The sequence below is a fragment of the Nocardia brasiliensis genome (assembly GCF_042691675.1).
In the GTDB taxonomy this organism is placed as follows: domain Bacteria; phylum Actinomycetota; class Actinomycetes; order Mycobacteriales; family Mycobacteriaceae; genus Nocardia; species Nocardia brasiliensis_D.
In genome coordinates, this window is record NZ_CP170507.1 from 8,550,894 (window position 1) to 8,575,554 (window position 24,661).

The window sequence follows — 24,661 nt, forward strand, 5'->3', positions numbered from 1 at the left end:
GGCTATCCGCGCCCTTCCGTGATCGTGGCGGCCTCGAGCGGGTCGATCGGCTTGTCCGGCCGGCCGGTGCGCATGCGGCGGTCGATGTAGTTCACCAGGTGGGTGAGCGGGATGGTCAACAGCAGATAGACCAGGCCCGCGGCCACCAGCGGGGAGAGGTTTCCGGTCTGCGCGTTGAGGTCGCGACCGACCGCGAACAGTTCGCGCTGGGTGGCGAGCAGGCCGAGAAAGTAGATCAGCGAGGAATCCTTGATCAGCGCGATGAACTGGTTCATCAGCGCGGGCAGCACCCGCCGGACGCCCTGCGGAATGACCACCAAGGTCATTGCCTGCCGGTAGCCGAAGCCGATGGCGCGGGCCGCCTCCAACTGACCGGGTTCGACGGACTGGATACCCGAACGGAAGATCTCGCCGATATAGGCCGATGCCAGCAATGCCAGCGCTACCGCGCCGAGCCAGTAGGGGTTGTTACCGGTCACGTTCCGGGCCACCGGGCCGATGCCGAGGCCGATCAGCAGGATGATCACCACCGCGGGCAGACCGCGGAAGATGTCGGTGTAGACCCGGGCCGGCCAGCGCAGCCAGCGGGTCCGCGCGATGCCCGCCACCGCGAGAAGCATGCCGAGGACGGTGCCCAGCACGCCCGAAACCACCGCCAGAATCAGGGTATTCGGCAAACCGGTTTTGAGCAGGTCGGGAAAAGCCTTGCGGTACAACGACCAATCGAAGAATGTGTCCTTCAATTGTTGCAGCGTGGATTTCGGGGCGTTCTGCACGGCCGCTTCCGGCTGATGTTCCGCGGCAAGGGCGGCGAAGTCCGGCAGCTGCGGCAGCGGCGCGGCCTTGGAACCCGGCTTCCAGCCCGGCGGCAGTTCCCTCGGCACCCAGTCGCTGTACAGCTTGGCGTAGGTGCCGTCCTCGATCACCGCGTCGAGGCCGCTGTTCAGCGCGTCGATCAGCGGCTGGTTGGTCTTGGCGACCGCCCAGCCGACGAAGTTGTCCAGGCTGAAGGTGTTCTGCACCACCGCGGTTCCGTCGCCCGGCTTGATCGCGCCCTCCGCCTGGGCCGACGGCGCCACCCAGGCGTCGACCTGGCCGGACTTCAGATTGGCGTAGGCGGTGTTGTAGTCGGGGAACTTCACCGGATCCAGATGCAGCGTGTTGACCACGTACTCGTCCTGCACCGTGCCCTGCACGACGGCGATCCGGGTGCCCCGGTTCAAGTCCGAAAAGCCTTTGATGGCACTGCTGTTGGGGGCGACCAGGGAGAAGTAGCCGAAGTCGTAACCGTTGGTGAAGCCGACCAGCTGACGGCGCGCGTCGGTGGTGGTGATGCTCGACGAGCCGACGTCGAAACGGTTGCCCGCCACCTGGGCCAGCAGGCCGGCGAACTCGGTGCCCGAGAACTCCACCTGCAAGCCCAGTTTCGCGGCGATGGCCTTCAGCAGCTCGTTGTCGAAACCGGTGAACGAGCCCTGCCCGTTCACGCAGATGCTCGGCGGCGCGTCCGACAGCGTGCCGACGCTGAGCTTGCCCGGCGTGATCAGCCCCAGCTTCGAGGTGTCGATCGAAGCCAGCGGTGCGGTGGTCGCGGTGGTGTATTTGTCCGTGCCCGCCGACTGCGCGGACGCCAGGTTCGTCGGCGCGGGCGATGCCGCGCTCACTCCCGGCGGCGCACACAGATCGCGCGCCGACGACGCATCATCGGAGCCGGAACCGCACGCCGTGGCCGCGAGACCGACAGCAAGCAATATCACGGCGATCAACGCACGAGACCGCACAGCGGGCAGACCAGCCATGATGAAGAACCCTAGCCGCGCCCGAGTGCTAACCCGCAGCTACCCCAGCGGCCGGGCAGCGCCACCTGGGCCGTGACAAGTCGGACCAGGAACGCCCTAGTTCGGATCAGCGTGATCCGAACTAGGCAACGCCGGGGCACATCGCGCCCGGCAATCCAGGTCGGCCAGGATTCAGGCGAGTCCGCTCACCGGTTCCGGGTTCACCTCGTCGCGCCAGCGCACCGCCCGCTCGACCTCACTCAGGTCGTAGCCCGGACCACTGACGCCGACGGTGAACAGGGACACACCGGCGTCGACGAAGGCCGGGGCCTTCTCGATCCCCGGCCACGGCACCGAGCGCTCGATCTGGGACTGGTCGGTGCCGACGGCGGCGCAGTGGTCGGCGAGCACCTTGTTCTTGTGCGCGAGTTCGTCGAGGTCGGCGAAGCTGTGCCACAGGTCGGCGTACTCGGCGACCAGGCGCAAGGTCTTCTTCTCGCCACCGCCGCCGATGAGGATCGGGATCTCCCGGGTCGGCTGCGGGTTCAGCTTCTTCAGCCGGGCGCTGAGCCGGGCCATGTTGTCCTTCAGCAGCGCGAGCCTGGTGCCCGCCGTGCCGAATTCGTAGCCGTATTCGCTGTAGTCCTTCTGGAACCAGCCCGCGCCGATGCCGAGGATGAGCCGGCCGTCGCTGATGTGGTCCACCGTGCGCGCCATATCGGCGAGCAGGTCGGGGTTGCGGTAGCCGCCGCCGGTGACCAGCGCGCCGATCTCCACCCGTTCGGTCTGCTCGGCGAAGGCGCCGAGCATGGTCCAGCATTCGAAGTGCGCGCCCTCCGGGTCGCCGGAGAGCGGGTAGAAGTGGTCCCAGTTGAAGACGACGTCGACACCCGCGTCCTCGGCCCGCAGCACCGCGTCACGAATGAGTCCGTACTTGGGTGCGTGCTGAGGTTGCAGCTGTACTCCGATACGAACGGCTCGACTCATGGATGGCTCCTCGTCGCTGCGGATTGACTTCCATGATCGAGGCTACCGGCGTGGCCGAAATCCAGCTCGGTGATTCGGCGGTGCGTATCGCATTCCGGTCTGCTAGGTCGGGATATGCCGGGCGACAGGCGATTCCGCGCCTGGGCCGTCCGATCGGGTTGGTCGGTCGAGGAAGCCCAACGCCGCCCGCGCACGACCATCTTGCGCGCGAACTCGAGCATTTCGAGCGGGAATCGAGCAGACATAGTAATGTCGCCGGTCAACCCTTACTCGGATCGTCCGGCACGTTCCTGCCGGTGATGGGATGTGATTTTGTCATGGCCACGGTGACCTTCGACCGCGCTACCCGGCTCTACGCCGGATCGACCAAACCCGCTGTCGACCAGTTGAATCTGGAGATCCAAGACGGCGAATTCCTCGTTCTGGTCGGCCCCTCCGGCTGCGGAAAGTCCACCTCGCTGCGCATGCTGGCCGGCCTCGAGGACGTCAGCGACGGGCGGATCCTGATCGGCGCGAAAGACGTGACGCACGCCGAGCCCAAGGAACGCGATATCGCGATGGTGTTCCAGAACTACGCGCTCTACCCGCACATGACCGTCGCCGAGAACATGGGCTTCGCGCTGAAACTGGCCAAGGTCGCCAAGGCGGAGACGCAGAAGCGGGTGCAGGAGGCGGCGAAGCTGCTCGACCTGGAGCCGTACCTGGATCGCAAGCCGAAGGCACTGTCCGGCGGTCAGCGTCAGCGCGTCGCGATGGGCCGGGCGATCGTGCGCCAGCCGCAGGTGTTCCTGATGGACGAGCCGCTGTCCAACCTGGACGCGAAGCTGCGGGTGCAGACCCGCACCCAGATCGCGCAGCTGCAGCGCAGGCTCGGCACCACCACCGTGTACGTCACACACGATCAGGTCGAGGCGATGACCATGGGCGACCGCGTCGCGGTGCTGAAGGACGGTCTGCTGCAGCAGTGTGCGACGCCGCGCGACCTGTACCAGGATCCGGTCAACGTGTTCGTCGCCGGATTCATGGGCTCGCCCGCGATGAACCTCTTCACGCTCCCGGTATCCAACGGCACCGTCTCGCTCGGCGGCCACGAACTGCCGCTGCCGCGCTCGGTCATCGACGCCGCCGAGGGCTCGGTATCGGTCGGCATCCGACCCGAGCACTTCGAGCTCGACGGCGCGACCTCCGGCATCGAAATGGAAGTCGACGTGGTCGAGGAACTCGGCTCCGACGCCTACATCTACGGCCGCACCACCTCCGAAGGCAACGCCGTCGGCGAAACCATTGTGGCCCGCGCGGATTGGCGCAACCCGCCCGCCAAAGGCACCCGAGTCCGCCTCTCCACCGACCCCACCCACACCTACTTCTTCTCCGCCGAGGACGGCCGCCGCCTGAACTGAAAGCCGTTCGACCACAAACCTTTCGATGTGGCGCACAGCCAATTGCTGTGCGCCACATCGGGCAAGTGCGCGGTTCAGCGCTTGGCGGCTTTGCGGGCGCGGATGGCGTCGAGGTATTCGTCGTTGAGGCGGACACCTAGTTCTTCGAGGGTGATCTCGCGGCCCGACTCGCTGCGGACCTGGACGCGGACGGGGGCGCCGGTGGACTCTTCGACCAGGAGCAGGGGGGCGGGGCCCGGCTGGAGGTAGGTGTCGCCCCACTGCATGAGGGCGAGGACGGCGGGAAGCAGGTCGCGGCCCATGGGGGTCAGGACGTATTCGTGGCGGGTGCGTTTGCCCTCTTCTTGGTAGGGCTGTTTGGCGAGCAGACCCGCTTCGGTGAGTTTGCGGAGCTGGGTGGCCGCGGCCGCGTCGGTGATGCCGACCCGCTGCGCGAAGCCGTCGAACCGGGTGGTGCCGTAGTACGCCTCGCGCAGGATGAGGATCGCCGACCGGGTACCCACGAGCTCGAGCGCCTTGGCGATCGAGCAATCCACGGGCTGCCACGAGCTCAGATCGGCCAACGGCCCTTCCATCACTGCTGCCATGACGCACATCATAGCCGAGCTAGCTTGCCTCAACTATCGCCAGGTGTAACCTGACTATGTGTTGATAGAGCCAGGCAAGGCCGCCGGGCTCTCGGTCCGAAGGGAAGCACCATGAGAGACGCGGTGATTGTCGAGGCGGTACGCACCCCGATCGGCAAGGGCAAGCCGAACGGCGCACTGCACGACGTCAATGCGGTGGACCTGCTCGCGCACAGCCTGAGCGAGGTGGTGCGGCGCAGCGGCATCGACCCCGCGCTGATCGACGACGTGATCGGTGGCATCGTCACCCAGGTCGGCGAGCAGGGCGCCAATATGACGCGGCGGGCGGCACTCGCGGCCGGTTACCCCGAATCCGTGCCCGCGACCACGGTGGATCGGCAGTGCGGCAGCAGCCAGCAGGCGATCCACTTCGCCGCCCAGGGCGTGATCTCCGGGGCCTACGACATCGTCGTAGCCGCCGGTGTCGAATCGATGGGGCGGATCCCCATGGGCGCCAACCTGATCGGCTCCGAAGACTTCTCCGGCGTCGGCTTCGCCGAGCGCTACCCGGAAGGCCTGGTGCCGCAAGGGATCAGCGCCGAGTTGATCGCCGCCGAGTGGGGATTGGCCCGCACGCAACTGGACGAGTTCGCCCTCGGCAGCCACGAAAAGGCCGCGCTGGCAACGAAAAACGGCTTGTTCGCCAACGAGCTCGCACCGATCAACGGGCTGACCACTGACGAAGGAATCCGGGTCGGTAGCACCCTCGACACCCTCGCCGAGCTGCGCCCCGCCTACTACGACGAGGCCATGGCCGCCCGCTTCCCGCAGATCGGCTGGCAGATCACCGCGGCGACCGCGAGCCAGGTCAGTGACGGCAGCGCGGCGGTGCTGATCATGACCAGCGAACGCGCGCAGCAGCTCGGCCTGAAGCCGCTGGCCCGGCTGCACAGCTTCGCCGTCGCGGCCGACGATCCGCTGCTGATGCTCACCGCGGTGATCCCGGCGACCCGGAAGGTGTTGCAGCGTGCCGGACTTCAGCTGTCCGACATCGATCTGGTGGAGATCAACGAGGCGTTCTCCCCGGTGGTGCTCGCCTGGGCGCAGGACACCGGCGCCGACCTGGCCAAGGTGAACGTCAACGGCGGCGCGATCGCCCTCGGGCACCCGCTGGGCGCCTCCGGTGCCCGGCTGGCCACCACGCTGGTGCACGCGATGCAGGATCGCGGCGCACGCTACGGCCTGCAAACCATGTGCGAGGCAGGCGGTTTGTCGAACGCGATGATTCTCGAACGCGTCTGACACGTCCCGGCGCGGTACCCGCTGAGGGGTGGGTACCGCGTCAGATCGACGCGAGCACCAGCGCGATCAGAAAGCCGACCAGCCACGATTCGATGATCAGCGGCACCGCGATCAGCGGCGTCCAGGCGATCGGTGTTCGGTTGCGCAGCTTTCCCACCATCAGCACGACCGCCCAGATCAGCGACGCCGCGATGCCGGTCCAGGCGAGGGTTTGGGCCACCGCCAGGTGCCGCGCTCGCGCCACCAGCTCGTAGAGCGTCACGAAAGACGCGGCAAACCAGGCGAATACGATCGCGATCAACGAACCCAGCACCGCACGTGCGAGGTTCGGCAACTGGTCCCACGCCATACCCCCAAGGATGACGCAAGGATCATCGACCGTCAGGCTCACGGCCGGGGTAGACCTCCGAGGCAGGCACCGCCCCGCCGACAAACGTGGCGACGAACCGCGCACAGGGTCGTTAAGCTGGGCCGCGATGACCGATCACGCTGCTGACAGCATCGTCTACGCGATCCCGATGCGCACCAGGTTCCGGGGCATCACCGTGCGCGAGGGGATGCTGATCCGAGGTACGCTCGGGTGGGGCGACTTCTGTCCGTTCACCGAGTACGACGACCGAGAGGCGGCGGGCTGGCTGGCCACCGCGCTCGAACAGGTGACGGTGGGGTGGCCGGAACCGGTGCGCGACCGGATTCCGATCAACTGCACGGTGCCCGCGGTCGACCCGGAGCGGGCGCACGCGATCGTCGCGGGATCCGGCTGCGGCACCGCGAAGGTGAAGGTCGCCGACCATCCCGATTCGCTCGCCGAGGACCTGGCCCGGGTCGAGGCGGTGCGGGCCGCGCTCGGTCCGAGCGGCGCCGTCCGGGTGGACGCGAACGCTGTCTGGGATGTCGACACCGCGGTCGCCCATATCGCCCGCATCGACAAGGCCGCAGGCGGTGTGGAATACGTCGAACAGCCCTGCCGGACCATCGAGGAACTGGCCGCGGTCCGCCGCCGCGTGGACGTCCGCATCGCCGCCGACGAATCCATTCGCCGGGCCGAGGATCCGCTGCGGGTCGCCGTCGCGGGCGCCGCCGACATCGCGGTCCTGAAATGCACGCCGCTGGGCGGAGTCCGCCGCGCCCTGCGAGTCGCCGAGGCTGCCGGTCTCCCCTGCGTGGTCTCCTCGGGCTTGGAAACCAGCGTCGGTCTCGCCGCCCAACTCGCCCTCGCGGGCGCCCTCCCCGAACTCGACTTCGCCTGCGGGCTCGGCACATTGTCGCTGCTCACCGGCGATGTGGTGGCGGATTCGCTGCGCACCGTCGACGGCTACCTCCCGGTGCCGAGGACTCCGCCGCAGCCCGATCCCGCACTGCTCGAGCAGTACCGGCAGCGTGACCCGGACCGGGTCGCGTGGTGGCGGGACCGGCTCGACCGGGTACTACCGCTGGTCGAGTCACCGGCCTGACTACCCCAGGCGCACACCACAGCCGAGCATCGTCGCGCGTAGCACCAGCGCCGCCTCCGGTCCGATGATTCCGTCGACCAATTCGAGGTAGCGGGTGCAGAATTCGGGGCCGTGCGGGGCGACCGAGCCGGGCGAGGCCTCCAGATGGTGCGCCAGTTCGTGCAGGACCACCAATTCCCGCAGGGCCCACGCGGTGCCGCCGGTGTACAGGGGCACCGCGAGGACGGCGTCCTCGGCCTCGTAGTGGGCGGCGGTAGTTCCGGCCCGGGACCGGACCCGGACCGGCGTGCCCGCGCGATCCCATTGGGCCCGAACCCAATTGAGGGCGAGGACCTTGTCGGTGTAGGCCTGCACGGAATCGACCGAGGCGAACCGCCGTTCGATCGGCAGGGTGAGATGTGACCCGTACAGCTCGACGGTGCGACCGCCGTGTTCGTCCGCGCGATCGAACATGCCGCGCACCAACTGCTCCGCGTCATACACCTTGGCGCGCTGTGAATCCCGCACGCTCACGAGCATCGTCCTACCCGCGCAGATACGCGACCCGAACGACTCACGCTGATCCGTTGTTCGAACCGCGCGGCTTCCGCGTCGTCAATTGCCCACGGGGCGCACCGAGTTCGGGCGAGGTGCCCAGCCGGGCGGCCCTACCCGCCCGATCACCGGCCCGCCGCGCCGCCGCCGAGTGTCCGGCGGAGGCTTGTGGCCCGCGCCAGGTTCCGCGCGCTTCGGAGGTGCTGGTGTAGAAGTCGGTGAGCTCGATCTCCTTGTTGCGCAACGCGAGCGCGGTGCCTGCCGCCGTGCTGTCCGCGGGCACCGCCTCGGCCTCGACCTCCGCCTTCACCGCGGCCAGCCGCTGGCCGATCCGCGCGGCGAACGCCATCTGAAAGTTCAGCCGCGCCGTCACGCCCGCGACCGGCGCCTGCACCCGGCGTTGCACCTTGCGCCCCCAGCGCTTCTCGATGACCACCTTCTCCACCGTGGCCGAACGGTACTGCCCCGACTTGATGTATTGATCCGACGCGCGCACCATCTGCACGAGCAGACTCGCGTACAACGCCTCGCACGTATCAATATCGGAATCGAAACCGTAGGCGTACACCTGTGTCGATGTCCGAGCGACATCGCAGCGCACATCGTTGGCCGCCGCGATCGCGACGAACAACTGGACATAGGTGCGCAGCCCACGCTTGCCCGGCTCGCCGATCGGAATGATCCGCTGAATCGGCGTCGGCCTGCGCTCACGTCCCGCGATGTGGGCGCGCGCCACCGTCAGATCGATGGACGAGCGGGTCGCGAGCCGCTGCGCCGCGGCGAGAAAAGCCTCCGCCTCATGTTCGTTATCGGTGGATTCGGCCTGGCGCAGCAGTCCACCGATGCGTGTCAGCATCCGCTCGGGAACCGGGTTCGGCGAAGTCATCACACGCAAGACTAGCTAGCACTTCCGGCCACAATCCCGCGAGTCACTCCCACACCATGTATCTTGCGTTGTGCAACCGGCAGGGTGTGCTACTGCTCACGATTGATCTGGAGTGTCCACGATGGCTGTGAAAAAGGTGTCGTCCCTACGTACGTCGCTCGTACCGAAGGCCGCGGTCGCGGCCGTGTCGGTCGCGCTGCTGACGGCGACGTTCACCAGCGCCTGCTCCAGTGACAGCGGCGGAAGTCCGACGAGTCAGAACCTCACCGGTCGCGGCCCGATCACCTATGTCGAGGGCAAGGACACCACCGAGACCGGCGCGGTCAAGCAGCTCATCGAGCGCTGGAACGCCGCGCACCCGGACGAGCAGGTGACGTTCAAGGAACAGTCGAACGACGCCTCGCAGCAGTACGACGACCTGGTCGAGCACATGCGGTCCAAGCAGTCCAACTACGACGTCGTCGCGCTCGATGTGCCGTGGACCGCCGAGTTCGCCGCGAAGGGCTGGCTGCAGCCGCTGAAGGATTCCTTCGCCATCGACACCTCCGCGCTGCTCTCGCCGCCGGTCGCCAGCGCGACCTACAACAACACGTTGTACGCGGCGCCCCGAAACACCAACGGCGGCTTGCTGTTCTACCGCAAGGACCTGGTGCCCACCCCGCCGAAGACCTGGACCGAACTGCTCGACCAGTGCCCGATCGCCAAGGAACAGAACATCGGGTGCTACGCCGGACAGTTCGCGCCCTACGAGGGCCTGACGGTGAACACCGCCGAAGTGATCAACGCCTACGGCGGCAGCTTCGTCGGCGCCGACGGCAAGACGCCGACGGTGAACAGCCCACAGTCCCGGGCCGGGCTGAAGGTCCTGGTCGACGCGTACAAGAACGGCGACATCCCGCCGGAAGCGATTACCTTCAAGGAGCCGGAGAGCAGCAACGCCTTCGCGCAAGGCAAGTTGATGTTCCTGCGCTCCTGGCCGTCCACCTACGGTGATGTCGGCGGCGAGGCCTCCTCGGTGAAGGACAAGTTCGGCGTCGCCCCGCTGCCCGGTGAGAACGGTGTCGGCGCGTCGACCCTCGGCGGCTACAACGCCGCGATCAGCGCGTTCTCCAAGAACAAGGCCACCGCGCTCGACTTCCTGCGCTTCCTGATCAGCGAGGACGCCCAGCACATCATCGCCTCGGGCGCGCTGCCCTCGGTGCGCGCCTCGATGTACGACGACCCTGCGCTGATCGCGAAGATGCCGTACCTGCCCGCGCTCAAGGATTCCATCGCCAGCGCGGTGCCGCGCCCGGTCACGCCGTTCTACCCGGCGGTGTCGAAGGCCATCCAGGACAACGCTTATGCTGCGCTGAAGCAGACCAAGTCCGTCGACGATGCGATCATCGGCATGCAGAAGGGCATCGAGACCGCGGGATCGTAGAGCGGATAGCGCAACGGACCCGACGAGACCCGTAGGAGAGAGAAACGGTGTCGGATCCCTCGGGAGCGGCCAGCACTGTGCCGAATGACGAGTTCTTGCCACGCAAGCGTGGCTTCGGCGAAACCCTGGCACTGGAAATGCGCCGCTCCGGCAAAGCCTGGCTGTTCGTAGCGCCGGTACTGCTCGCGCTGGCCGTGGTCATCGGCTACCCGGTTGTCCGCGCGTTGTATATGTCCTTCCAGAAGGATTCCGGCCTCGACCCGGTGACGGGCATGTTCGTCGAGGGCGGCAGCGCGGGCTTCTCGAACTACACGCACTGGCTTTTCCAGCAGTGCCAGGCCGCGGGCGAGACGGTGTCCTGCCCGACCGGCAACCTCGGGTCGCAGTTCTGGCTGGCCATCGGCGTCACGCTGTTCTTCACCGTGGTCACCGTGACGCTGGAGGCCACCCTCGGCCTCGGCTTCGCCATGGTGATGGGCAAGACCTTCAAGGGACGTGCGCTGCTGCGCGCCGCGGTGCTGATTCCGTGGGCGATCCCGACCGCGGTCACAGCACGGTTGTGGGAGTTCATGTTCCAGTACGACGGCGTGGTGAACCGGGTGCTCGGCACGCACATCCTGTGGACCTCCGACGCATGGCCCGCGCGGTTCGCGGTGATCGTCGCCGACGTCTGGAAGACCACGCCGTTCATGGCCTTGCTGCTGCTGGCGGGATTGCAGGTGATCCCGGCCGACGTGTACGAGGCCGCCAAGGTCGACGGCGCCTCGGCCTGGCAGCGGTTCACTCAGATCACGCTGCCGCTGCTGAAGCCCGCCCTGCTGGTCGCGGTGCTGTTCCGGACCATGGACGCGCTGCGCATGTACGACCTGCCCGCGATCATGACACTGAACAACCCGTCCACCCGGGTGGTGTCGATCCTGGTGGTCGATCAGGTTCGGCAGGGCCCCAACAGCGCGGCGGCACTGTCGACAATCACCTTCCTGATGATCTTCGCCGTGGCCTTCGTGCTGGTGAAGGTGCTCGGCGCCAATGCCGTGCGGACCCAGGAAGAACAGCGGGAGGCGCACTGATGTCGGTTCGGACTGCTGAAAAGCCTGCCCGGCAATCGGTTCCGTGGACCCAGCGGCTTCGTTCGGTGCGGCTGTACGTGGGCGTGGCGATCGTGCTGATCTGGGGACTCGGGCCGTTCTACTGGATGGCCGTCACCGCGTTCCGCGATCCCGACTACACCTTCGGCGGCCCGCCGTGGCCGACGCACCTCACGCTGGAGAACTTCCGCAACGCCTTCGACACCAGCCGCGGCAACAACTTCGGCAAGGCGCTGGCCAACAGCGTGATCATCGGCTCGGTCACCACCCTGATCGCGCTGGTGCTCGGCGTGCTCGGCGCGTACGCGCTGGCGCGGCTCACCTTCCGCGGCAAGTACCTGGTGTCGGGGCTGATCCTGAGCGCGTCGATGTTCCCGGTGGTCGTGCTGGTAACCCCGCTGTTCCAGCTGTTCACCAATCTCGGCTGGATCGGCAAGTACCAGGCGATGATCATCCCGAACATCTCGTTCGTGCTGCCGATGACCGTCTACATTCTCGCCTCGTTCTTCGCCGAACTGCCGTGGGAACTCGAAGAGGCCGCACGGATCGACGGCGCCACCAAATTGCAGGCATTCCGGCTGGTGATGCTGCCGCTGGCGGCGCCGGCGGTGTTCACCACCGCGATCCTGGCGTTCATCGCCGCGGTCAACGAATACCTGTTGGCCCGACTGCTTTCCAGCGGCGCCACCGAGCCGGTGACCGTCGCGGTCGCCCGGTTCTCCGGCAACAACCCGCTGGTCGAGCCGTACGCCGCGATCATGGCGGCGGGTGTCATGGTGTCGATCCCGCTGGTCATCATGGTGCTGCTGTTCCAGCGCCGCATCATCTCCGGTCTCACCGCGGGTGGTGTCAAGAGCTAGAACTCCCGCTCAGGGCGGGTTTTCCGGCGAAAGCCGTCAATCGCGGCGCACCCCGGTGGCCCGGTGATAGCATCGCGGCTCACCCAGAGCGCGGGTAATGTCGTGCCTGTGGGGCCCATTTCCGATCGTTGTTCGTGCAGGTGAGTTTCGGCCGACGCTCCGGGAGGAGATGATCGTGAGCGAGCGCCAGCGAGTGAACCGAGGATGCGGTGCGCCCTCGCGCACGACGGAGCCCAGCGTCAGTGTGGGCGAGTCGTGAGCTCGTTTCGCAAGCGGCGGCGCGGCGCTGAAAGGGCGCCTGAGCCCGCGCCCTACACCTCGATCGCAGGCTTCAACGAGGTGGCCACCACTCCCGCCCGCGGCAAACGACCGCCCCGCGCGGCGAAGACGCCCAAGACACCGCGCCCGAAACCCGCGCCCGACCCGAATCGGCCGCCGCGCACGCGGGGGGAACGCTTCCGTCGGCTGCTGTTCGCCTTGTTCATCATCTTCGGTGCGGTGCCCGCGCTGCTGTCCGTGCTCGTCTATTGGAGCGCCGAGATCCCGGATCCGTCGTCGGTACAGACCAACCAGATCGCCACCATCCTGGCCGCCGACAGCAACACGGTGATCGCCAAAGTCGTGCCGCCGAACGGCAATCGGACCCCGATCCCGTTGGCCGAGGTGCCGCAGCCGGTACGCGACGCGATGCTCTCCGCCGAGGACCGCGACTTCTACCGCAACCCCGGCTACTCCACCTCCGGCTTCCTGCGCGCCGCCCGCGACAACCTGCTCGGCCGCGAGGACGCGGGTGGCGGCTCCACCATCACCCAGCAGTATGTGAAGAATGCTTTCCTCGGCTCCGAGCGCACGGTGACCAGGAAGATGCGCGAGCTGATCATCGCGGCCAAGATGGCACGGCAGTGGAGCAAGGACGACATCCTCGCCGCCTACCTCAACACCATCTACTACGGGCGCGGCGCCTACGGCATCGCCGCGGCGACCAAGGCCTACTTCAACAAGCCGGTGAACCAGCTGACCCTGGCCGAGGGCGCGGTGCTCGCCGCGCTGGTGCGCACACCGTCGATCCTCGACCCGGAAACGCACCTGCCCGATCTGACGGCGCGGTGGAAGTACGTGCTGGACGGCATGGTCGAGATGGGCGTCCTCGCACCGGGTGACCGGGACGCCACGGTCTTTCCGCAAATCATCCCGCTCAGCGAGATTCCCGACGACAACGTGGCCCGCGGCCCCGAGGGCTTGATTCGCGCCCAGGTGGTGCGCGAGTTGCGCTCCTCCGGGATCAGCGAGCACGAACTGAACACCGGTGCACTGCAGATCACCACCACCATCGATGCGAAGGCGCAGCAGGCCGCGCTCGGTGCGGTGCAGGATCGGCTCGCCGGGCAGCCGCCCGAACTGCGCGCCGCGGTGGTGTCGATCGACCCGCGCTCCGGCGCGGTGCGCGCCTACTTCGGCGGCTTCGACGGCATCGGCTACGACTACGCCCAGGCGCCGTTGCAGACCGGGTCGGCGTTCAAGCCGTTCGCGGCGGTCGCGGCGCAGCAGCAGAGCATTCCGCTGCACCGCATGCTGGACAGTTCGCCGGTCACCGATCGGGGCACCAAGATCACCAACGTGGACGGCGAATCGTGCGGCCGGTGCAGCATGGCCGAGGCACTGAAGCGCTCGCTGAACACCAGCTTCTACCGGCTGACCATGTCGATGTTCGACGGGCCGAAAGCCATTGCCGACGCGGCGCACGCGGCGGGCATTCCGGAGGAGATCGCCGGGGTCCCCGGTAAGACGCTCACCGAGGACGGCGGGCGGCCGTTGAACGGAATCGTGCTCGGTCAGTACCTCGTTCGGCCCATCGACATGGCGTCCGCGTACGGGACGATCGGTGCGTCCGGCATCTATCACCAGCCGTATTTCGTACAACGGGTGGTGACCGGCGATGGCCGGGTACTGCTGGACCGCGGCGCCCCGGAGCAGCGGGTCGGCAAGCAGCTGCCGGACGGACAGCAGCGCATTCCGCGGACGATCGCCGAGAACACCACGCAGGCGATGACGCCGATCGCCGCGTACTCCAATGGGCACGCCCTGGCCGGTGGCCGGCCGTCCGCCGCGAAGACCGGCACCACTCAGCTCGGCGAGTCCAAGCTCAACAAGGACGCGTGGATGATCGGCTTCACCCCGTCGCTGTCCACGGCCGTCTGGATCGGCACCGAACAATCGCAGCCGATCCGCACCGCCCGCGGCGCCGATATCTACGGGTCCGGCCTGCCCGCCGACATCTGGAAGCAGGTGATGGACGAGGCCCTCGCCGGCACCCCGATCGAACAGTTCCCGGCCGCGGACGGGGCCGGAGCCGTACCACCGTCGACGAGCAAACCCTCGGGCGGCAGCTACGACATCCTCAATCCGCCGCAGGGCCCGCCGCGGGAGCCGGTCGTGATCATCCCGCCTGCCCCGCAAGCACCCAAGGAAGTGGAGATATTTCCCGGTCTGAGCATTCCGGTGCCGGGATAGCGATCATGCTGTGACCTTCCCGCACCCAGGGGAACGGTTGGCATGGCAGCATCGTTTGCCAGAGTGAGAGCGAACAGCGAGTGTGTCGGACAAGGCCGACGCTGATGCCGCGGGATCGATGCGGAAGGATATGCGCTCGAGCGACGACGCCGCCAATTGGAGACAGACGAGACATAGGGGCTACGCCGGTGGATTTCAATGTCGTTGACCAACCCGAGACGCTGGTGGCGGGAACAGTACTTCGCAGCCCGGCGCTCGCGGTCGAGGGACCGCGCCGCGCGAAAGTCGAAGAGGCGTGGAAGCGCAACCTGGCTCGCCAGCTGCCCGGGCCGCCGACGACCGCGTACGTCGACCACGCGCCGGAAATCAATTCGTACCTGACCCACATCGTCGGCTACCGCTGCCGCAGTCTCGACGACCTATTACCCGGTGACGTGCTGGCCAGGGTGCCCGCGGGCCGGTTCGCCCGATTCACCGCCAGCGGCGACAACCTCGGCGACACCATCGTCTACATCTGGCGTTCGGTGTGGGACGCCGAGGCCGCGGGCCGGTTCGTGCGCGCTTACACCGGCGATTGGGAGCATTATCCCGACGCGCGCACGGTCGAAGTCTTCGTTGCGCTGGCAGACGACCAAGTCGACGGGTAGGAACAAGACTGTGGACTTCGAGATTGTCACGTTGGACGAGAGCCTGGTCGCCGGACTGACCGTCCCGCTAGCCGGACGCGAGGTGACCGCGCGCGACCTCGACCTGGTGAACTTCACCTGGGACCGCTACCTGGCACGCGAAAAGAGCGTGCCACGCGTGGCCGCCTACATCGGTCAGAACGACCACGCCGTCGCCGTGCTCGGCTACGAGGTCGCATCGATGGACGAGATGGACTCCGGCGACGTCCTCACCCGCGTCCCCCAGGGCCGCTACGCCAAGTTCGTCGTCTCCGACAAGCCATACGACCTGCTGCGCACCGCATGGGCCCAGGTCCGCAAGGCCGAAAGCGCGGGAACCATCACCCGCTCGCACACCGCGGAGATCGAGCGCTACACCGGCCCGACCTCGGTAGAGGTGTACGTCTCGCTGGACTGAGCATCCCCCGAACAGCAAGCCGCCCCGAAGTATCAACTCCGGGGCGGCCCCTCAGCTATCACCTTCGCGCTTTACCCAGCCCCGCACAGCGCGAGTCTTACGAGCGCGTTCGTGGCCCGTCTCGCGTCCGAGTGGACGAAGCGCATGCGCCGCAGGCGCGAGTCTCGTCCGCTCGGACGCGAGACACCCGGGGGCCACGAACCCGCCGCGCCCGCGCGGCCAATATCTCAGGCTTCGATGATGAATGCTTCCAACTGCTCGCGGGCGACGTCGTCGGCGAGCTGCTTGGGCGGGGACTTCATCAGGTAGGCCGAGGCCGGGATGACCGGTCCGCCGATGCCGCGGTCCTTGGCGATCTTCGCCGCGCGGACCGCGTCGATGATGATGCCCGCCGAGTTCGGCGAGTCCCACACCTCGAGCTTGTACTCCAGGCTCAGTGGCACGTCACCGAAGGCGCGGCCCTCGAGCCGGACGTAGGCCCACTTGCGGTCGTCCAGCCAGCCGACGTGGTCGGACGGGCCGATGTGCACGTCCTTGGCGCCCATTTCCTTCTTCAGGTTGCTGGTGACGGCCTGGGTCTTGGAGATCTTCTTGGACTCCAGGCGGTCGCGCTCCAGCATGTTCTTGAAGTCCATGTTGCCGCCGACGTTCAGCTGCATGGTGCGGTCCAGCTGCACGCCGCGGTCCTCGAACAGCTTGGCCATGACGCGGTGCGTGATGGTCGCGCCGACCTGGCTCTTGATGTCGTCACCGACGATGGGAACGCCTGCCTTGGTGAACTTCTCGGCCCACACCGGGTCGGAGGCGATGAACACCGGCAGCGCGTTGACGAAGGCGACGTTCGCGTCGATGGCGCACTGGGCGTAGAACTTGTCGGCCTCTTCCGAACCCACCGGCAGGTAGGAGACGAGGACGTCGACCTTGTTGTCCTTCAGCACCTTGACCACGTCGACCGGCTCGGCCTCGGACAGGTCGATCGTCTCGGCGTAGTACTTGCCGATCCCGTCGAGGGTCGGACCGCGCTGCACGACAACGTCGCTCGGCGGCACGTCGGAGATCTTGATGGTGTTGTTCTCGCTGGCGAAGATCGCTTCGGCGAGATCGAAGCCGACCTTTTTCGCATCGACATCGAACGCTGCGACGAACTTCACGTCGCGGACGTGGTACTTGCCGAATTTGACGTGCATGAGGCCGGGCACGGTCGCGGTCTCATCCGCGTCCTTGTAGTACTGCACACCCTGGACCAGCGAGGAAGCGCAGTTGCCCACACCTACGATGGCGACGCGAACTTCTGTGGCGTTGTCAGCCTTCTTGTCATCACTCATGGCCGATATTTCCCTCTTTCTGTGGTGCCGCCTTCGTCGATTGCTCCGCCGCAATCAACTCGTTGAGCCAGCGCACTTCGCGCTCGCTTGATTCGAGTCCGAGCTGGTGGAGCTGCCGGGTGTAGCGATCGAGCGACCCACTGGCCCGCTTGATCGCCTCCCGGAGTCCTTCTCGGCGCTCCTCGACCTGACGCCGCCTGCCCTCCAGAATCCGCATCCGCGCTTCCGCGGGGGTGCGGCTGAAGAAGGCGAGGTGAACGCCGAAGCCGTCGTCGGTGTAGTTCTGCGGTCCGGTGTCGGCGAGTAGTTCGCTGAACCGCTCCCGGCCCGCCGGAGTCAGTTGGTAGACCCGGCGCGCACGACGGGCGACCACGCCCGCCGGGATCTCCTCCGCGATCAATCCGTCCGACTGCATGCGGCGCAGTGTCGGATAGAGCGACCCGTAGGAGAAGGCCCGAAACGCGCCGAGCAGGCCGGTCAGCCGCTTGCGCAGCTCGTAGCCGTGCATGGGCGATTCGAGGAGCAGCCCGAGGATTGCCAGCTCGAGCACCGGGCTTCACCTCCCTGACTCTGTACAGACCTAACCGATGGATGCGATTCCAAACTATATCGGAGCGATATAACCGTGCACAGTCCTGGTCGATATAACCCGCGATCTACCGGCCATCCCATACCCCTGAGCCAGGGCGGCCCCTCGGCAACACCGCTACTCTGGTTCTCGTGCGAATCCAGCGGCAAGTGGTCGACTACGCCCTCCGGCGTCGGTCGTTGCTGGCTGACGTGTACGCGGGCCGTGTCGATGTCGCCGAGGTCTGTGATGCGAATCCCTACCTGCTGCGTGCGGCGAAGTTCCACGGTCGGGGGAGCGAGGTCACATGCCCGATCTGCCGGAAAGAACAGCTCACGCTTGTATCTTGGGTCTACGGCGACGGCCTCGGACCGGTGGCGGGATCGGCTCGCACACCAGAGGAGCTGACGCGCCTCGCCGAGACCCGCGAGGAGTTCTCGGTGCACGTCGTCGAGGTATGCCGGACCTGCAGCTGGAATCATCTGGTGCAGTCCTATGTGCTCGGTACCACGCCCGCGCCGCCGCGCCGCCGCGCTGGAACCCGAACCAACCGGCGCACCGCAGCCGAATGAAGTGCCTGGTCATCTGCCCGTCGGGTGACTCGCGGAGCCAGCACGGGTCCGCCGCGGTCGCGACCGCCCCGAGCCACCAGCAACGTTACGAGTTATGGAGATCTTGTCAGTGAATTCGCCCTACGAGACTTCCCCCTACGGCGATGATCCGCACGGCGGCCGTCCACCACGGAGTTCACATCCAGGTCCCAATCCGTATCAGAATCCACGCCCCGGTCCGCCGCCGCCCGGAGCCCGGCCGGGCCCGCCGCCCGCGCAGCGCCCCGCTCCCTACCCGGGTGAGCTCCGCGGTCCGCAGCCGCCGCGCCGACCGGGACCGCCGCCACCGCAGCGGCCGCCGCAGGGACGTCCGCCCGTCCCCGGCGTGCCCAACGGCCCCCAAGCGACCCAGAAGATCGAACGACCCAACTCGCTGACCGCGGCGGTGGCCGACCGGACCAGGCGTGGTGGGCCACCCACCGGACCACGACCGACCGCCGAACGGGCCCGCCGGGTCGGCGACCCGGGCCACGGCACCGGCGAACGCCGGCAGACCGCGGGCGGCCCGCCGTCCGGACCGCCGCCGCGCCGCAACGGCGGCAGCGGTGGTGACGGCTCCGGCGGACCGGGTGGCCGCAGGCCAGGAGCGAAGAAGAAGTCGCCGTGGCGGATCGTGCGCCGTGTCATCTACGTGATGATGGCGATGGCCATCCTGATCCCCAGCGGTGTCTTCCTCCTCGCCTACACGACCGTATCGGTACCCCAGCCCAGTGACCTCAAAACCAATCAGGTCGCGAACATCTTCGCTGCCGACGGCGAGACGGTGATCAGCAAAGTCGTTCCGGAGGAAGGAAACCGGACCGACGTCACCATCGACCAGATCCCGGCGCATGTCCGCAACGCGGTGATCGCTGCCGAGGACCGGGACTTCTATTCCAACCCCGGCTTCTCGATCTCGGGCTTCGCGCGTGCCGCACGCGACAACGTGCTCGGCAAGGAAAGCGCGGGCGGTGGGTCGACGATCACCCAGCAGTACGTGAAGAACGCACTGCTCACCAACGAACGCTCGCTCACCCGCAAGACGCGCGAGCTGGTCATCTCGGCCAAGATGGCGCGGCAGTGGAGCAAGGACGAGATCCTCGCCGCGTACCTGAACACCATCTACTTCGGCCGCGGCGCCTACGGCATCGACGCGGCGGCGAAGGCTTACTTCGGCAAGCCCGTCAGCGAACTGACTCCGGCCGAGGGCGCGGTGCTCGCGGCCACCATCCAGCAGCCGTCCGGCCTGGATCCGGAGAAGAATCCCGAGGGCGCGAAGACGCGCTGGAACTATGTGCTCGACGGCATGGTCTCCGGCGGCAACCTGCCCGCGGCCGAACGGCAGGGCCTGCAGTATCCGCAGGTGGTCCCGGTCTCCACGACCAACGACAAGAGTCTGGACACCGGCCCGGAAGGCCTGATCAAAGCGCAGGTGCTCAGGGAGCTCACCGCCGCGGGCATCAGCGAACAGCAGCTCAACACCGCTGGTCTGTCGATCACCACGACCATCGACCCGAAGGCGCAGCAGGCGGCCGTCGACGCGGCGCAGAAGAAGATGCAGGGCGAGCCCGAACAACTGCGTACCGCCGTCGTTTCGGTGGACCCACGCTCCGGTGCGGTGCGCGCCTATTACGGCGGTGACGACGGCCGCGGGTGGGACTACGCGAACGCCGGTCTGCAGCCGGGGTCCTCGTTCAAGGTGTTCGGTCTCGCGGCGAATCTCGAGCAAGGCATACCGCTGTCGCAGATGTACGACAGCTCGCCGCTCACCGTCAACGGCATCAAGATCACCAACGTCGAAGGTGAAAGCTGCGGCAAGTGCACCATCGCGGAGGCGTTGAAGCGCTCGCTGAACACCAGCTTCTACCGGATGCAGATCGACATGGGCAACGGTCCGCAGAAGATCGCCGACATGGCCCACAAGCTCGGCATCCCGGACACCATCCCCGGCATCGGCAAGACCCTCACCGAGAAGGACGGCTCCGGCCCGAACAACGGCATCGTGCTGGGCCAGTACGAGGCACGGCCGCTCGACATGGCTTCCGCCTACGCGACATTGGCCGCCTCCGGCGTCTATCACGCACCGCACTTCGTGCAGAAGGTGACGACCGCCGACGGCCAGGTCCTGCTCGATCGCGGCGAGGTGGCGGGCGAGCAGCGCGTTTCGGCGGCGGTGGCGGACAACGTGACAGCGGCCATGAAACCCATCGCGGCGTATTCGCGCAACCACAACCTGGCGGGTGGCCGTGAGTCGGCGGCCAAGACCGGCACGGCCCAGCTCGGTGACAGCGGCGACAACAAGGACGCCTGGATGGTCGGCTACACCCCGTCGCTGTCGACCGCCGTGTGGGTGGGCAGCACCGACAACTCGCCGCTGCGCAACTACGGCGGGGCGATGATCTACGGTTCCGGTCTGCCGTCCGACATCTGGAAGGCCACCATGGACGGTGCGCTGCAGGGCACCAAGATCGAGACCTTCCCGAAGCCCGCGCCGATCAAGGGGCAGGCCGGTGTGCCGGAGTGGTCCGCGGAGTACACGCCGCCGCCGACCACCGAGGCGCCGTCGATCCTGCCGCCGATCTACATCCCGCCCACGATCGACACCCCGTTCGGTCCGATCCCGATCCCGGGAGCTCAGCAGCAACAACAACAGCAACCCCAGCAACGTCCACAGCAGCAGCAGCGCGAGGACGATCCGGGCCCGCTGCCGGGCCAGCCGGTAGCACCGAGGGACGGCTCGCCGAGCGCGACCGGTTCGCCCCGGCCCGGTACCAACGGGAACCCGGGGCAGGACGATTCCACCGGAGCTCCGCCCACCACCCGCAGCAGATAGGTCTGCTCGAACTGACCAGGGGGACAGGTGCGAAGCGTGCCCGAAGGTACTCGCCGGGTAGCCTCGGGGGCCGTGACTGATCAGCAGCTGGTGGATCAGCGGACGAACGGGAGCGCGCCGCAGGGCAGCGAGCTGCCCTCCGGCGCCGCGCATTACGTGGCGCCCGGCCCGCTCGCGCCGGATCTGCGGTCGGCCGATGCGCGGGATCGGCCCAGCCGCAACGATTCGCTGACGGCACAGCTGTCGACGGTGATCGGCGGGCCGGTCGGCGAACACGCGCTGATCGGGCGGGCCCGGTTCTGGACGCCGATGCGGGTGCTGATGGCCTTCACGGTCGTGTTTCTCGCGTTCGGCTGGTTCGGCAAGGCCGGTTGCATTCAGCAGACTCCCGCCGGGGACGGCTCGCTCACGCTGGACTGGAACAACGGCCGCCAGTACGTGGCGATGTGCTACTCGGACACGGTGCCGCTCTACGGGGCGGAACGGTTGAACGAGGGCGCCTTCCCGTACAAGAAGGCCTGGATCGAGCAGACGCCGGACGGTGGCCAGGAAACCAGGTACATGGAGTATCCGGTGCTGTCCGGCCTGTACCAGTACATTTCGATGCGGATCGCCAAAGCCTGGGACGCCGCGCCACTGCCCGGTGCGCTGCAGGTGGTGATCTACTTCAACGTCGTCGCGTTCGGCCTCGCACTCGGCTGGCTGGTCACCGTGTGGGCCACCGCGCAGCTGGCCGGCCGCCGGGTCTGGGACGCGGCGCTGGTCGCCTGCTCACCGCTGGTGATCGTGCATGTGTTCACCAACTTCGACGCGCTGGCAACGGCTTTGGCAGCGACCGGCCTGCTCGCGTGGGCGCGCCGACGCCCGGCGCTCGCGGGTCTGCTGCTCGGCCTCGGCGGCGCCGCCAAGTTGTATCCGCTGTTGCTGCTCGGCCCGATCGTGGTGCTCTGCCTGCGCGCCGACCCGATGCAGCGGATGCCGAGCACCCAGCTCGGGCTACGCCTGCGCGATGTCAACAGCTGGTCGGCCGCGCGGGACTGGGTGCGCGAAACCCCCTACCGCGTCCATCTGCTCAGCGCCCGGCCGCTCGGCGCCGCGGGCGTCACGGTGGCCGCCGCACTCGGCACCTGGGTCGCGGTGAACCTGCCCATCGCCGCGCTGTATCCGGACGGCTGGCGGGAGTTCTTCCGGCTCAACACCACTCGGCACGCCGACCCGGACTCGCTGTACAACGTGATCACCTCGTTCACCGGCTGGCCCGGCTTCGACGGGGTGCTCAGCCACGCCCAGCAGCCGGTGATCCTGAACGCGGTGTCGCTGTTCGCGTTCATCGCCGCGTGCGCGGTGATCGGCTACATCGGGCTCACCGCGCCGCAACGGCCCCGGCTCGCCCAGCTGTGCTTCCTGGTGATCGCCGCGTTCCTGCTGACGAACAAGGTGTGGAGCCCGCAGTATTCGCTGTGGCTTGTTCCGGTGGCCGTGCTCGCGCTGCCGCACCGGCGAATCCTGTTGGCCTGGATGACGATCGACGCGCTGGTCTGGGCGCCACGGATGTTCTACTACCTCGGCCTGGACAAGAAGGGCCTGCCCGAGCAATGGTTCACCGGCACCGTGGTGGTCCGCGACATCGCGGTACTCGCCCTGTGCGCCTTGATCGTTCGGCAGATCTACCGGCCCGACGAGGACCTGGTGCGCCGCGACTACGTCGACGACCCGATCGGCGGCATCGTCGACCGGGCCCCGGATCCATTGCTGCCGTGGCTGCCCGAGATGCTGCGGCCCCGGGTCGCGCCGACCCGCGAGTGGCGCTCGCAGGCCGGCGGCTCGGCTCAGTGGGTGCGCAGGTAGCGCGCCAGCTGCGCCGGTTCCTGGGGCAGCACGTCCAGATCCAGCTGCCAGGGGCTGCCGGTCCACGGGTCGAACAGCGGTGTCCCGTCCACCGTCGGCAGGTGCCTGCAGGACTGCGACAGCATCGCGACGGTGGTATCGCTCGCGTCGGATTCGTCGCTGCCGACGATCACCGTCGAGAGCCCGATCAGCTCGCCCCGCATGATCAGCGAGCCGATCCGCTGCGCGTCGGAGCTCTGGTAGCCGTGCGGGAAGTCGGCCGCGACCAGAATCCGGTGTTCGCTCGGCGGGCTGCCCATGCCGCTGGCTACCGCCAGCTCGGCCAGCTCGGCGGCCTGCACCAAAGCTTCCAGCCGCTCCGAGATCTCGCTGTGGTCGGTGATCGGCGGTCCGTTCAGCACCGGGGCGAGCAGCCCGGTGAAACCGCTGAAAGCGCCGGTCAGATCGATGATGTCGACCAAGGTGCGCCGACCGGGTGCGGCGGTGAGCAGCCGCGCGAGCAGCGCACCCACCACCGGCGCGACCGCGCGGGAGGACTCGGTGTCGATCCACAGCGGCCGATTCAACGGCACCGGAACGCAATACGGCACGCGCAGCGATCCGCGATCGAGTGCGTACAGCTCGCCGAGCCGAATGCCGTCGCTCGGTGTGGTCGGCTTGTCCCAGGCCGGCGAGTCCCAGGACGCCAGCGCGGGCGGCAGCATCAGGTCGGCGTCGGCGAGCTCGCGCACCAGCTGCGCACTGTCGCGTTGGTGGTTGCTCTCCGCGGTCGCGATCAATTCGTCGTTGCGCTGCTGGGCCGCCCGGCGCGCCGCGTCGGCGGCCGGGGTGTTCCTGGTCGCGGGATCCGAGACGGCGACGGACAACTCGTGATCGAGCCGCTTGGCCGCGTAGTCGCGGGCGGAGACCAGTGCGGCGGCCGAACGGGCGGCATCCTCGAAGATCATCCACAGGCGTTCCAGCCCATGCCCGACTTCCAGCGGCGACGCCGTGGCCGAGCGGGCGTCACTCGCCATCGGACCGGCCATGGTGTGCACGCCGGGACCCGCCTGTTGCGGCACGCTCGGGTGCGGCACATCGCCGGTCTGGGCCGCCGAACCCGTCGGCGCCGACGGGTCCGCCGGATCGTCCTCGACCTCGACGCCGTGCGCCGTCAGCAGTACCCCGAGGCCACCGGAGTAGCCCTGGCCGACGGCACGCAGCCGCCAATCGGTGCCGCGGCGGTACACCTCGAGGCAGATGAGCGCCGCCTCTCCGGCCGACGGCGTGACCACGAATTCGGCTGCCACCGAACCATTTTCGGATAGGGTCGACGTCACCGTCCCGAGCCCGCCCGGCCGCCCCGGGACGGCCGGATCGGCGCTGACCACCAGCAGCACCGCCTTGGCGTCGCCGCGTACTTCGGCGAGGGTGACGATCACCTCATCCGCGTCCAGCCGCACCCCCGCCGCGGTCGGCTGGTTGTAGAACACGAAATCCTCGGCGGCGAACACCTTCAGGTTCTCCGCCACCACCAGCGCCGAAACGTCCAGCGCACCTTCTGCTTTCGCACTGAATCGAACGACATCACCGGTCAGTGGCATGTTCTGACCGGCCTTCAGTTGAATCACGTCAGTTGCCTTGCT

21 protein-coding genes are annotated in these 24,661 nt (G+C 67.7%); 12 read left to right on the top strand and 9 right to left on the bottom strand.

The window, feature by feature from the left end; all coding sequences use genetic code 11:
- Positions 1-2 precede the first annotated feature (2 nt).
- Both ACFK0J_RS39545 and ACFK0J_RS39550 read right to left on the bottom strand, forming a co-directional pair.
- Positions 3-1,799 carry an ABC transporter substrate-binding protein/permease gene (locus ACFK0J_RS39545; RefSeq protein WP_378734999.1) on the bottom strand — a complete coding sequence of 599 codons (1,797 nt, stop codon included), beginning with the start codon at positions 1,797-1,799 and terminating at the stop codon, positions 3-5.
- A 171-nt stretch (positions 1,800-1,970) separates the two neighbouring features.
- On the bottom strand, positions 1,971-2,765 hold the full coding sequence (locus ACFK0J_RS39550) for an LLM class F420-dependent oxidoreductase (RefSeq protein WP_378735001.1): 795 nt from the start codon (positions 2,763-2,765) through the stop codon (positions 1,971-1,973).
- A 317-nt stretch (positions 2,766-3,082) separates the two neighbouring features.
- Between ACFK0J_RS39550 and ACFK0J_RS39555 the strand changes: the two genes are divergently transcribed.
- Entirely contained in the window at positions 3,083-4,165 is a 1,083-nt protein-coding gene (locus ACFK0J_RS39555) for an ABC transporter ATP-binding protein (RefSeq protein ID WP_378743333.1), read from the top strand.
- Between the two features lie 74 nt (positions 4,166-4,239).
- Here the strand turns inward: ACFK0J_RS39555 and ACFK0J_RS39560 are convergent, their stop codons facing one another.
- Positions 4,240-4,764 carry a winged helix-turn-helix transcriptional regulator gene (locus ACFK0J_RS39560; RefSeq protein ID WP_378735003.1) on the bottom strand — a complete coding sequence of 175 codons (525 nt, stop codon included), beginning with the start codon at positions 4,762-4,764 and terminating at the stop codon, positions 4,240-4,242.
- A 99-nt stretch (positions 4,765-4,863) separates the two neighbouring features.
- On the opposite strand from ACFK0J_RS39560, the gene ACFK0J_RS39565 reads away from it, so the two are divergent.
- Entirely contained in the window at positions 4,864-6,033 is a 1,170-nt protein-coding gene (locus ACFK0J_RS39565) for a thiolase family protein (RefSeq protein ID WP_378735005.1), read from the top strand.
- A gap of 40 nt (positions 6,034-6,073) precedes the next feature.
- On the opposite strand, the gene ACFK0J_RS39570 is transcribed toward ACFK0J_RS39565, so the two are convergent.
- Positions 6,074-6,382, bottom strand: a complete 309-nt coding sequence (locus ACFK0J_RS39570; RefSeq protein WP_378735006.1) for a hypothetical protein — start codon at positions 6,380-6,382, stop codon at positions 6,074-6,076.
- A gap of 127 nt (positions 6,383-6,509) precedes the next feature.
- Here ACFK0J_RS39570 and ACFK0J_RS39575 point away from each other — a divergent pair, with 127 nt between their 5' ends.
- Complete coding sequence (locus tag ACFK0J_RS39575) at positions 6,510-7,487, top strand: o-succinylbenzoate synthase (RefSeq protein ID WP_378735008.1); 978 nt, start codon at positions 6,510-6,512, stop codon at positions 7,485-7,487.
- Here the strand turns inward: ACFK0J_RS39575 and ACFK0J_RS39580 are convergent, their stop codons facing one another.
- A complete protein-coding gene (locus tag ACFK0J_RS39580; RefSeq protein WP_378735010.1) occupies positions 7,488-8,006 on the bottom strand; it encodes a TIGR04338 family metallohydrolase in 519 nt (172 codons plus the stop codon).
- 34 nt (positions 8,007-8,040) lie between these two features.
- Entirely contained in the window at positions 8,041-8,907 is an 867-nt protein-coding gene (locus tag ACFK0J_RS39585; RefSeq protein ID WP_378735012.1) for a DUF2786 domain-containing protein, read from the bottom strand.
- A gap of 121 nt (positions 8,908-9,028) precedes the next feature.
- On the opposite strand from ACFK0J_RS39585, the gene ACFK0J_RS39590 reads away from it, so the two are divergent.
- The 6 genes from ACFK0J_RS39590 (at position 9,029) to ACFK0J_RS39615 (ending at position 15,872) form a co-directional block, all read left to right on the top strand.
- The gene (locus ACFK0J_RS39590; protein ID WP_378735014.1) at positions 9,029-10,330 is read left to right on the top strand and encodes an ABC transporter substrate-binding protein; all 1,302 of its coding nucleotides are present in this window, start codon (positions 9,029-9,031) and stop codon (positions 10,328-10,330) included.
- A 137-nt stretch (positions 10,331-10,467) separates the two neighbouring features.
- Positions 10,468-11,400, top strand: coding sequence for a carbohydrate ABC transporter permease (locus ACFK0J_RS39595; protein ID WP_246634852.1), 933 nt, complete (start codon positions 10,468-10,470; stop codon positions 11,398-11,400).
- Positions 11,400-12,278 (top strand): carbohydrate ABC transporter permease, encoded by an 879-nt coding sequence (locus ACFK0J_RS39600; RefSeq protein ID WP_378735016.1) that lies wholly within the window; start codon positions 11,400-11,402, stop codon positions 12,276-12,278. Before ACFK0J_RS39595 ends, ACFK0J_RS39600 begins: the two co-directional genes overlap by 1 nt.
- Before the next feature lie 204 nt (positions 12,279-12,482).
- Complete coding sequence (locus ACFK0J_RS39605) at positions 12,483-14,789, top strand: transglycosylase domain-containing protein (protein WP_378735017.1); 2,307 nt, start codon at positions 12,483-12,485, stop codon at positions 14,787-14,789.
- A 188-nt stretch (positions 14,790-14,977) separates the two neighbouring features.
- Positions 14,978-15,436: a GyrI-like domain-containing protein gene (locus ACFK0J_RS39610; protein ID WP_218472360.1), complete on the top strand. Its 459-nt coding sequence runs from the start codon at positions 14,978-14,980 to the stop codon at positions 15,434-15,436.
- 10 nt (positions 15,437-15,446) lie between these two features.
- Positions 15,447-15,872 (top strand): GyrI-like domain-containing protein, encoded by a 426-nt coding sequence (locus tag ACFK0J_RS39615; protein ID WP_218472361.1) that lies wholly within the window; start codon positions 15,447-15,449, stop codon positions 15,870-15,872.
- Positions 15,873-16,099: 227 nt separating this feature from the next.
- Here ACFK0J_RS39615 and ACFK0J_RS39620 read toward each other — a convergent pair whose 3' ends face one another.
- Both ACFK0J_RS39620 and ACFK0J_RS39625 read right to left on the bottom strand, forming a co-directional pair.
- Positions 16,100-17,197, bottom strand: a complete 1,098-nt coding sequence (locus tag ACFK0J_RS39620) for an inositol-3-phosphate synthase (protein ID WP_218472362.1) — start codon at positions 17,195-17,197, stop codon at positions 16,100-16,102.
- Entirely contained in the window at positions 17,190-17,747 is a 558-nt protein-coding gene (locus ACFK0J_RS39625; protein WP_014989047.1) for a PadR family transcriptional regulator, read from the bottom strand. The genes ACFK0J_RS39620 and ACFK0J_RS39625 overlap by 8 nt, the downstream gene beginning before the upstream one ends.
- Before the next feature lie 170 nt (positions 17,748-17,917).
- Between ACFK0J_RS39625 and ACFK0J_RS39630 the strand changes: the two genes are divergently transcribed.
- From ACFK0J_RS39630 to ACFK0J_RS39640, 3 genes are all read left to right on the top strand, one after another.
- On the top strand, positions 17,918-18,337 hold the full coding sequence (locus ACFK0J_RS39630; RefSeq protein WP_378735020.1) for a DUF5318 domain-containing protein: 420 nt from the start codon (positions 17,918-17,920) through the stop codon (positions 18,335-18,337).
- 673 nt (positions 18,338-19,010) lie between these two features.
- A complete protein-coding gene (locus tag ACFK0J_RS39635) occupies positions 19,011-21,188 on the top strand; it encodes a transglycosylase domain-containing protein (RefSeq protein WP_378743336.1) in 2,178 nt (725 codons plus the stop codon).
- Positions 21,189-21,320: 132 nt separating this feature from the next.
- A complete protein-coding gene (locus ACFK0J_RS39640; RefSeq protein ID WP_378743338.1) occupies positions 21,321-23,036 on the top strand; it encodes a glycosyltransferase family 87 protein in 1,716 nt (571 codons plus the stop codon).
- Here the strand turns inward: ACFK0J_RS39640 and ACFK0J_RS39645 are convergent.
- Positions 23,018-24,646, bottom strand: coding sequence for a TerD family protein (locus tag ACFK0J_RS39645; RefSeq protein WP_378735022.1), 1,629 nt, complete (start codon positions 24,644-24,646; stop codon positions 23,018-23,020). The two genes, ACFK0J_RS39640 and ACFK0J_RS39645, sit on opposite strands and share 19 nt — an antisense overlap.
- Between the last annotated feature and the right edge of the window lie 15 nt (positions 24,647-24,661).

What these genes read in the sequence shown, in the direction of transcription:
- ACFK0J_RS39575 (WP_378735008.1), top strand. Translation starts at nt 6,510, where the DNA reads ATGACCGATCACGCTGCTGACAGCATCGTCTACGCGATCCCGATGCGC.
- ACFK0J_RS39580 (WP_378735010.1), bottom strand. Translation starts at nt 8,006, where the DNA reads ATGCTCGTGAGCGTGCGGGATTCACAGCGCGCCAAGGTGTATGACGCG.
- ACFK0J_RS39555 (WP_378743333.1), top strand. Translation starts at nt 3,083, where the DNA reads ATGGCCACGGTGACCTTCGACCGCGCTACCCGGCTCTACGCCGGATCG.
- ACFK0J_RS39585 (WP_378735012.1), bottom strand. Translation starts at nt 8,907, where the DNA reads ATGACTTCGCCGAACCCGGTTCCCGAGCGGATGCTGACACGCATCGGT.
- ACFK0J_RS39550 (WP_378735001.1), bottom strand. Translation starts at nt 2,765, where the DNA reads ATGAGTCGAGCCGTTCGTATCGGAGTACAGCTGCAACCTCAGCACGCA.
- ACFK0J_RS39620 (WP_218472362.1), bottom strand. Translation starts at nt 17,197, where the DNA reads ATGAGTGATGACAAGAAGGCTGACAACGCCACAGAAGTTCGCGTCGCC.
- ACFK0J_RS39635 (WP_378743336.1), top strand. Translation starts at nt 19,011, where the DNA reads ATGATGGCGATGGCCATCCTGATCCCCAGCGGTGTCTTCCTCCTCGCC.
- ACFK0J_RS39595 (WP_246634852.1), top strand. Translation starts at nt 10,468, where the DNA reads ATGCGCCGCTCCGGCAAAGCCTGGCTGTTCGTAGCGCCGGTACTGCTC.
- ACFK0J_RS39600 (WP_378735016.1), top strand. Translation starts at nt 11,400, where the DNA reads ATGTCGGTTCGGACTGCTGAAAAGCCTGCCCGGCAATCGGTTCCGTGG.
- ACFK0J_RS39565 (WP_378735005.1), top strand. Translation starts at nt 4,864, where the DNA reads ATGAGAGACGCGGTGATTGTCGAGGCGGTACGCACCCCGATCGGCAAG.
- ACFK0J_RS39570 (WP_378735006.1), bottom strand. Translation starts at nt 6,382, where the DNA reads ATGGCGTGGGACCAGTTGCCGAACCTCGCACGTGCGGTGCTGGGTTCG.
- ACFK0J_RS39590 (WP_378735014.1), top strand. Translation starts at nt 9,029, where the DNA reads ATGGCTGTGAAAAAGGTGTCGTCCCTACGTACGTCGCTCGTACCGAAG.
- ACFK0J_RS39560 (WP_378735003.1), bottom strand. Translation starts at nt 4,764, where the DNA reads ATGATGTGCGTCATGGCAGCAGTGATGGAAGGGCCGTTGGCCGATCTG.
- ACFK0J_RS39545 (WP_378734999.1), bottom strand. Translation starts at nt 1,799, where the DNA reads ATGGCTGGTCTGCCCGCTGTGCGGTCTCGTGCGTTGATCGCCGTGATA.
- ACFK0J_RS39605 (WP_378735017.1), top strand. Translation starts at nt 12,483, where the DNA reads ATGCGGTGCGCCCTCGCGCACGACGGAGCCCAGCGTCAGTGTGGGCGA.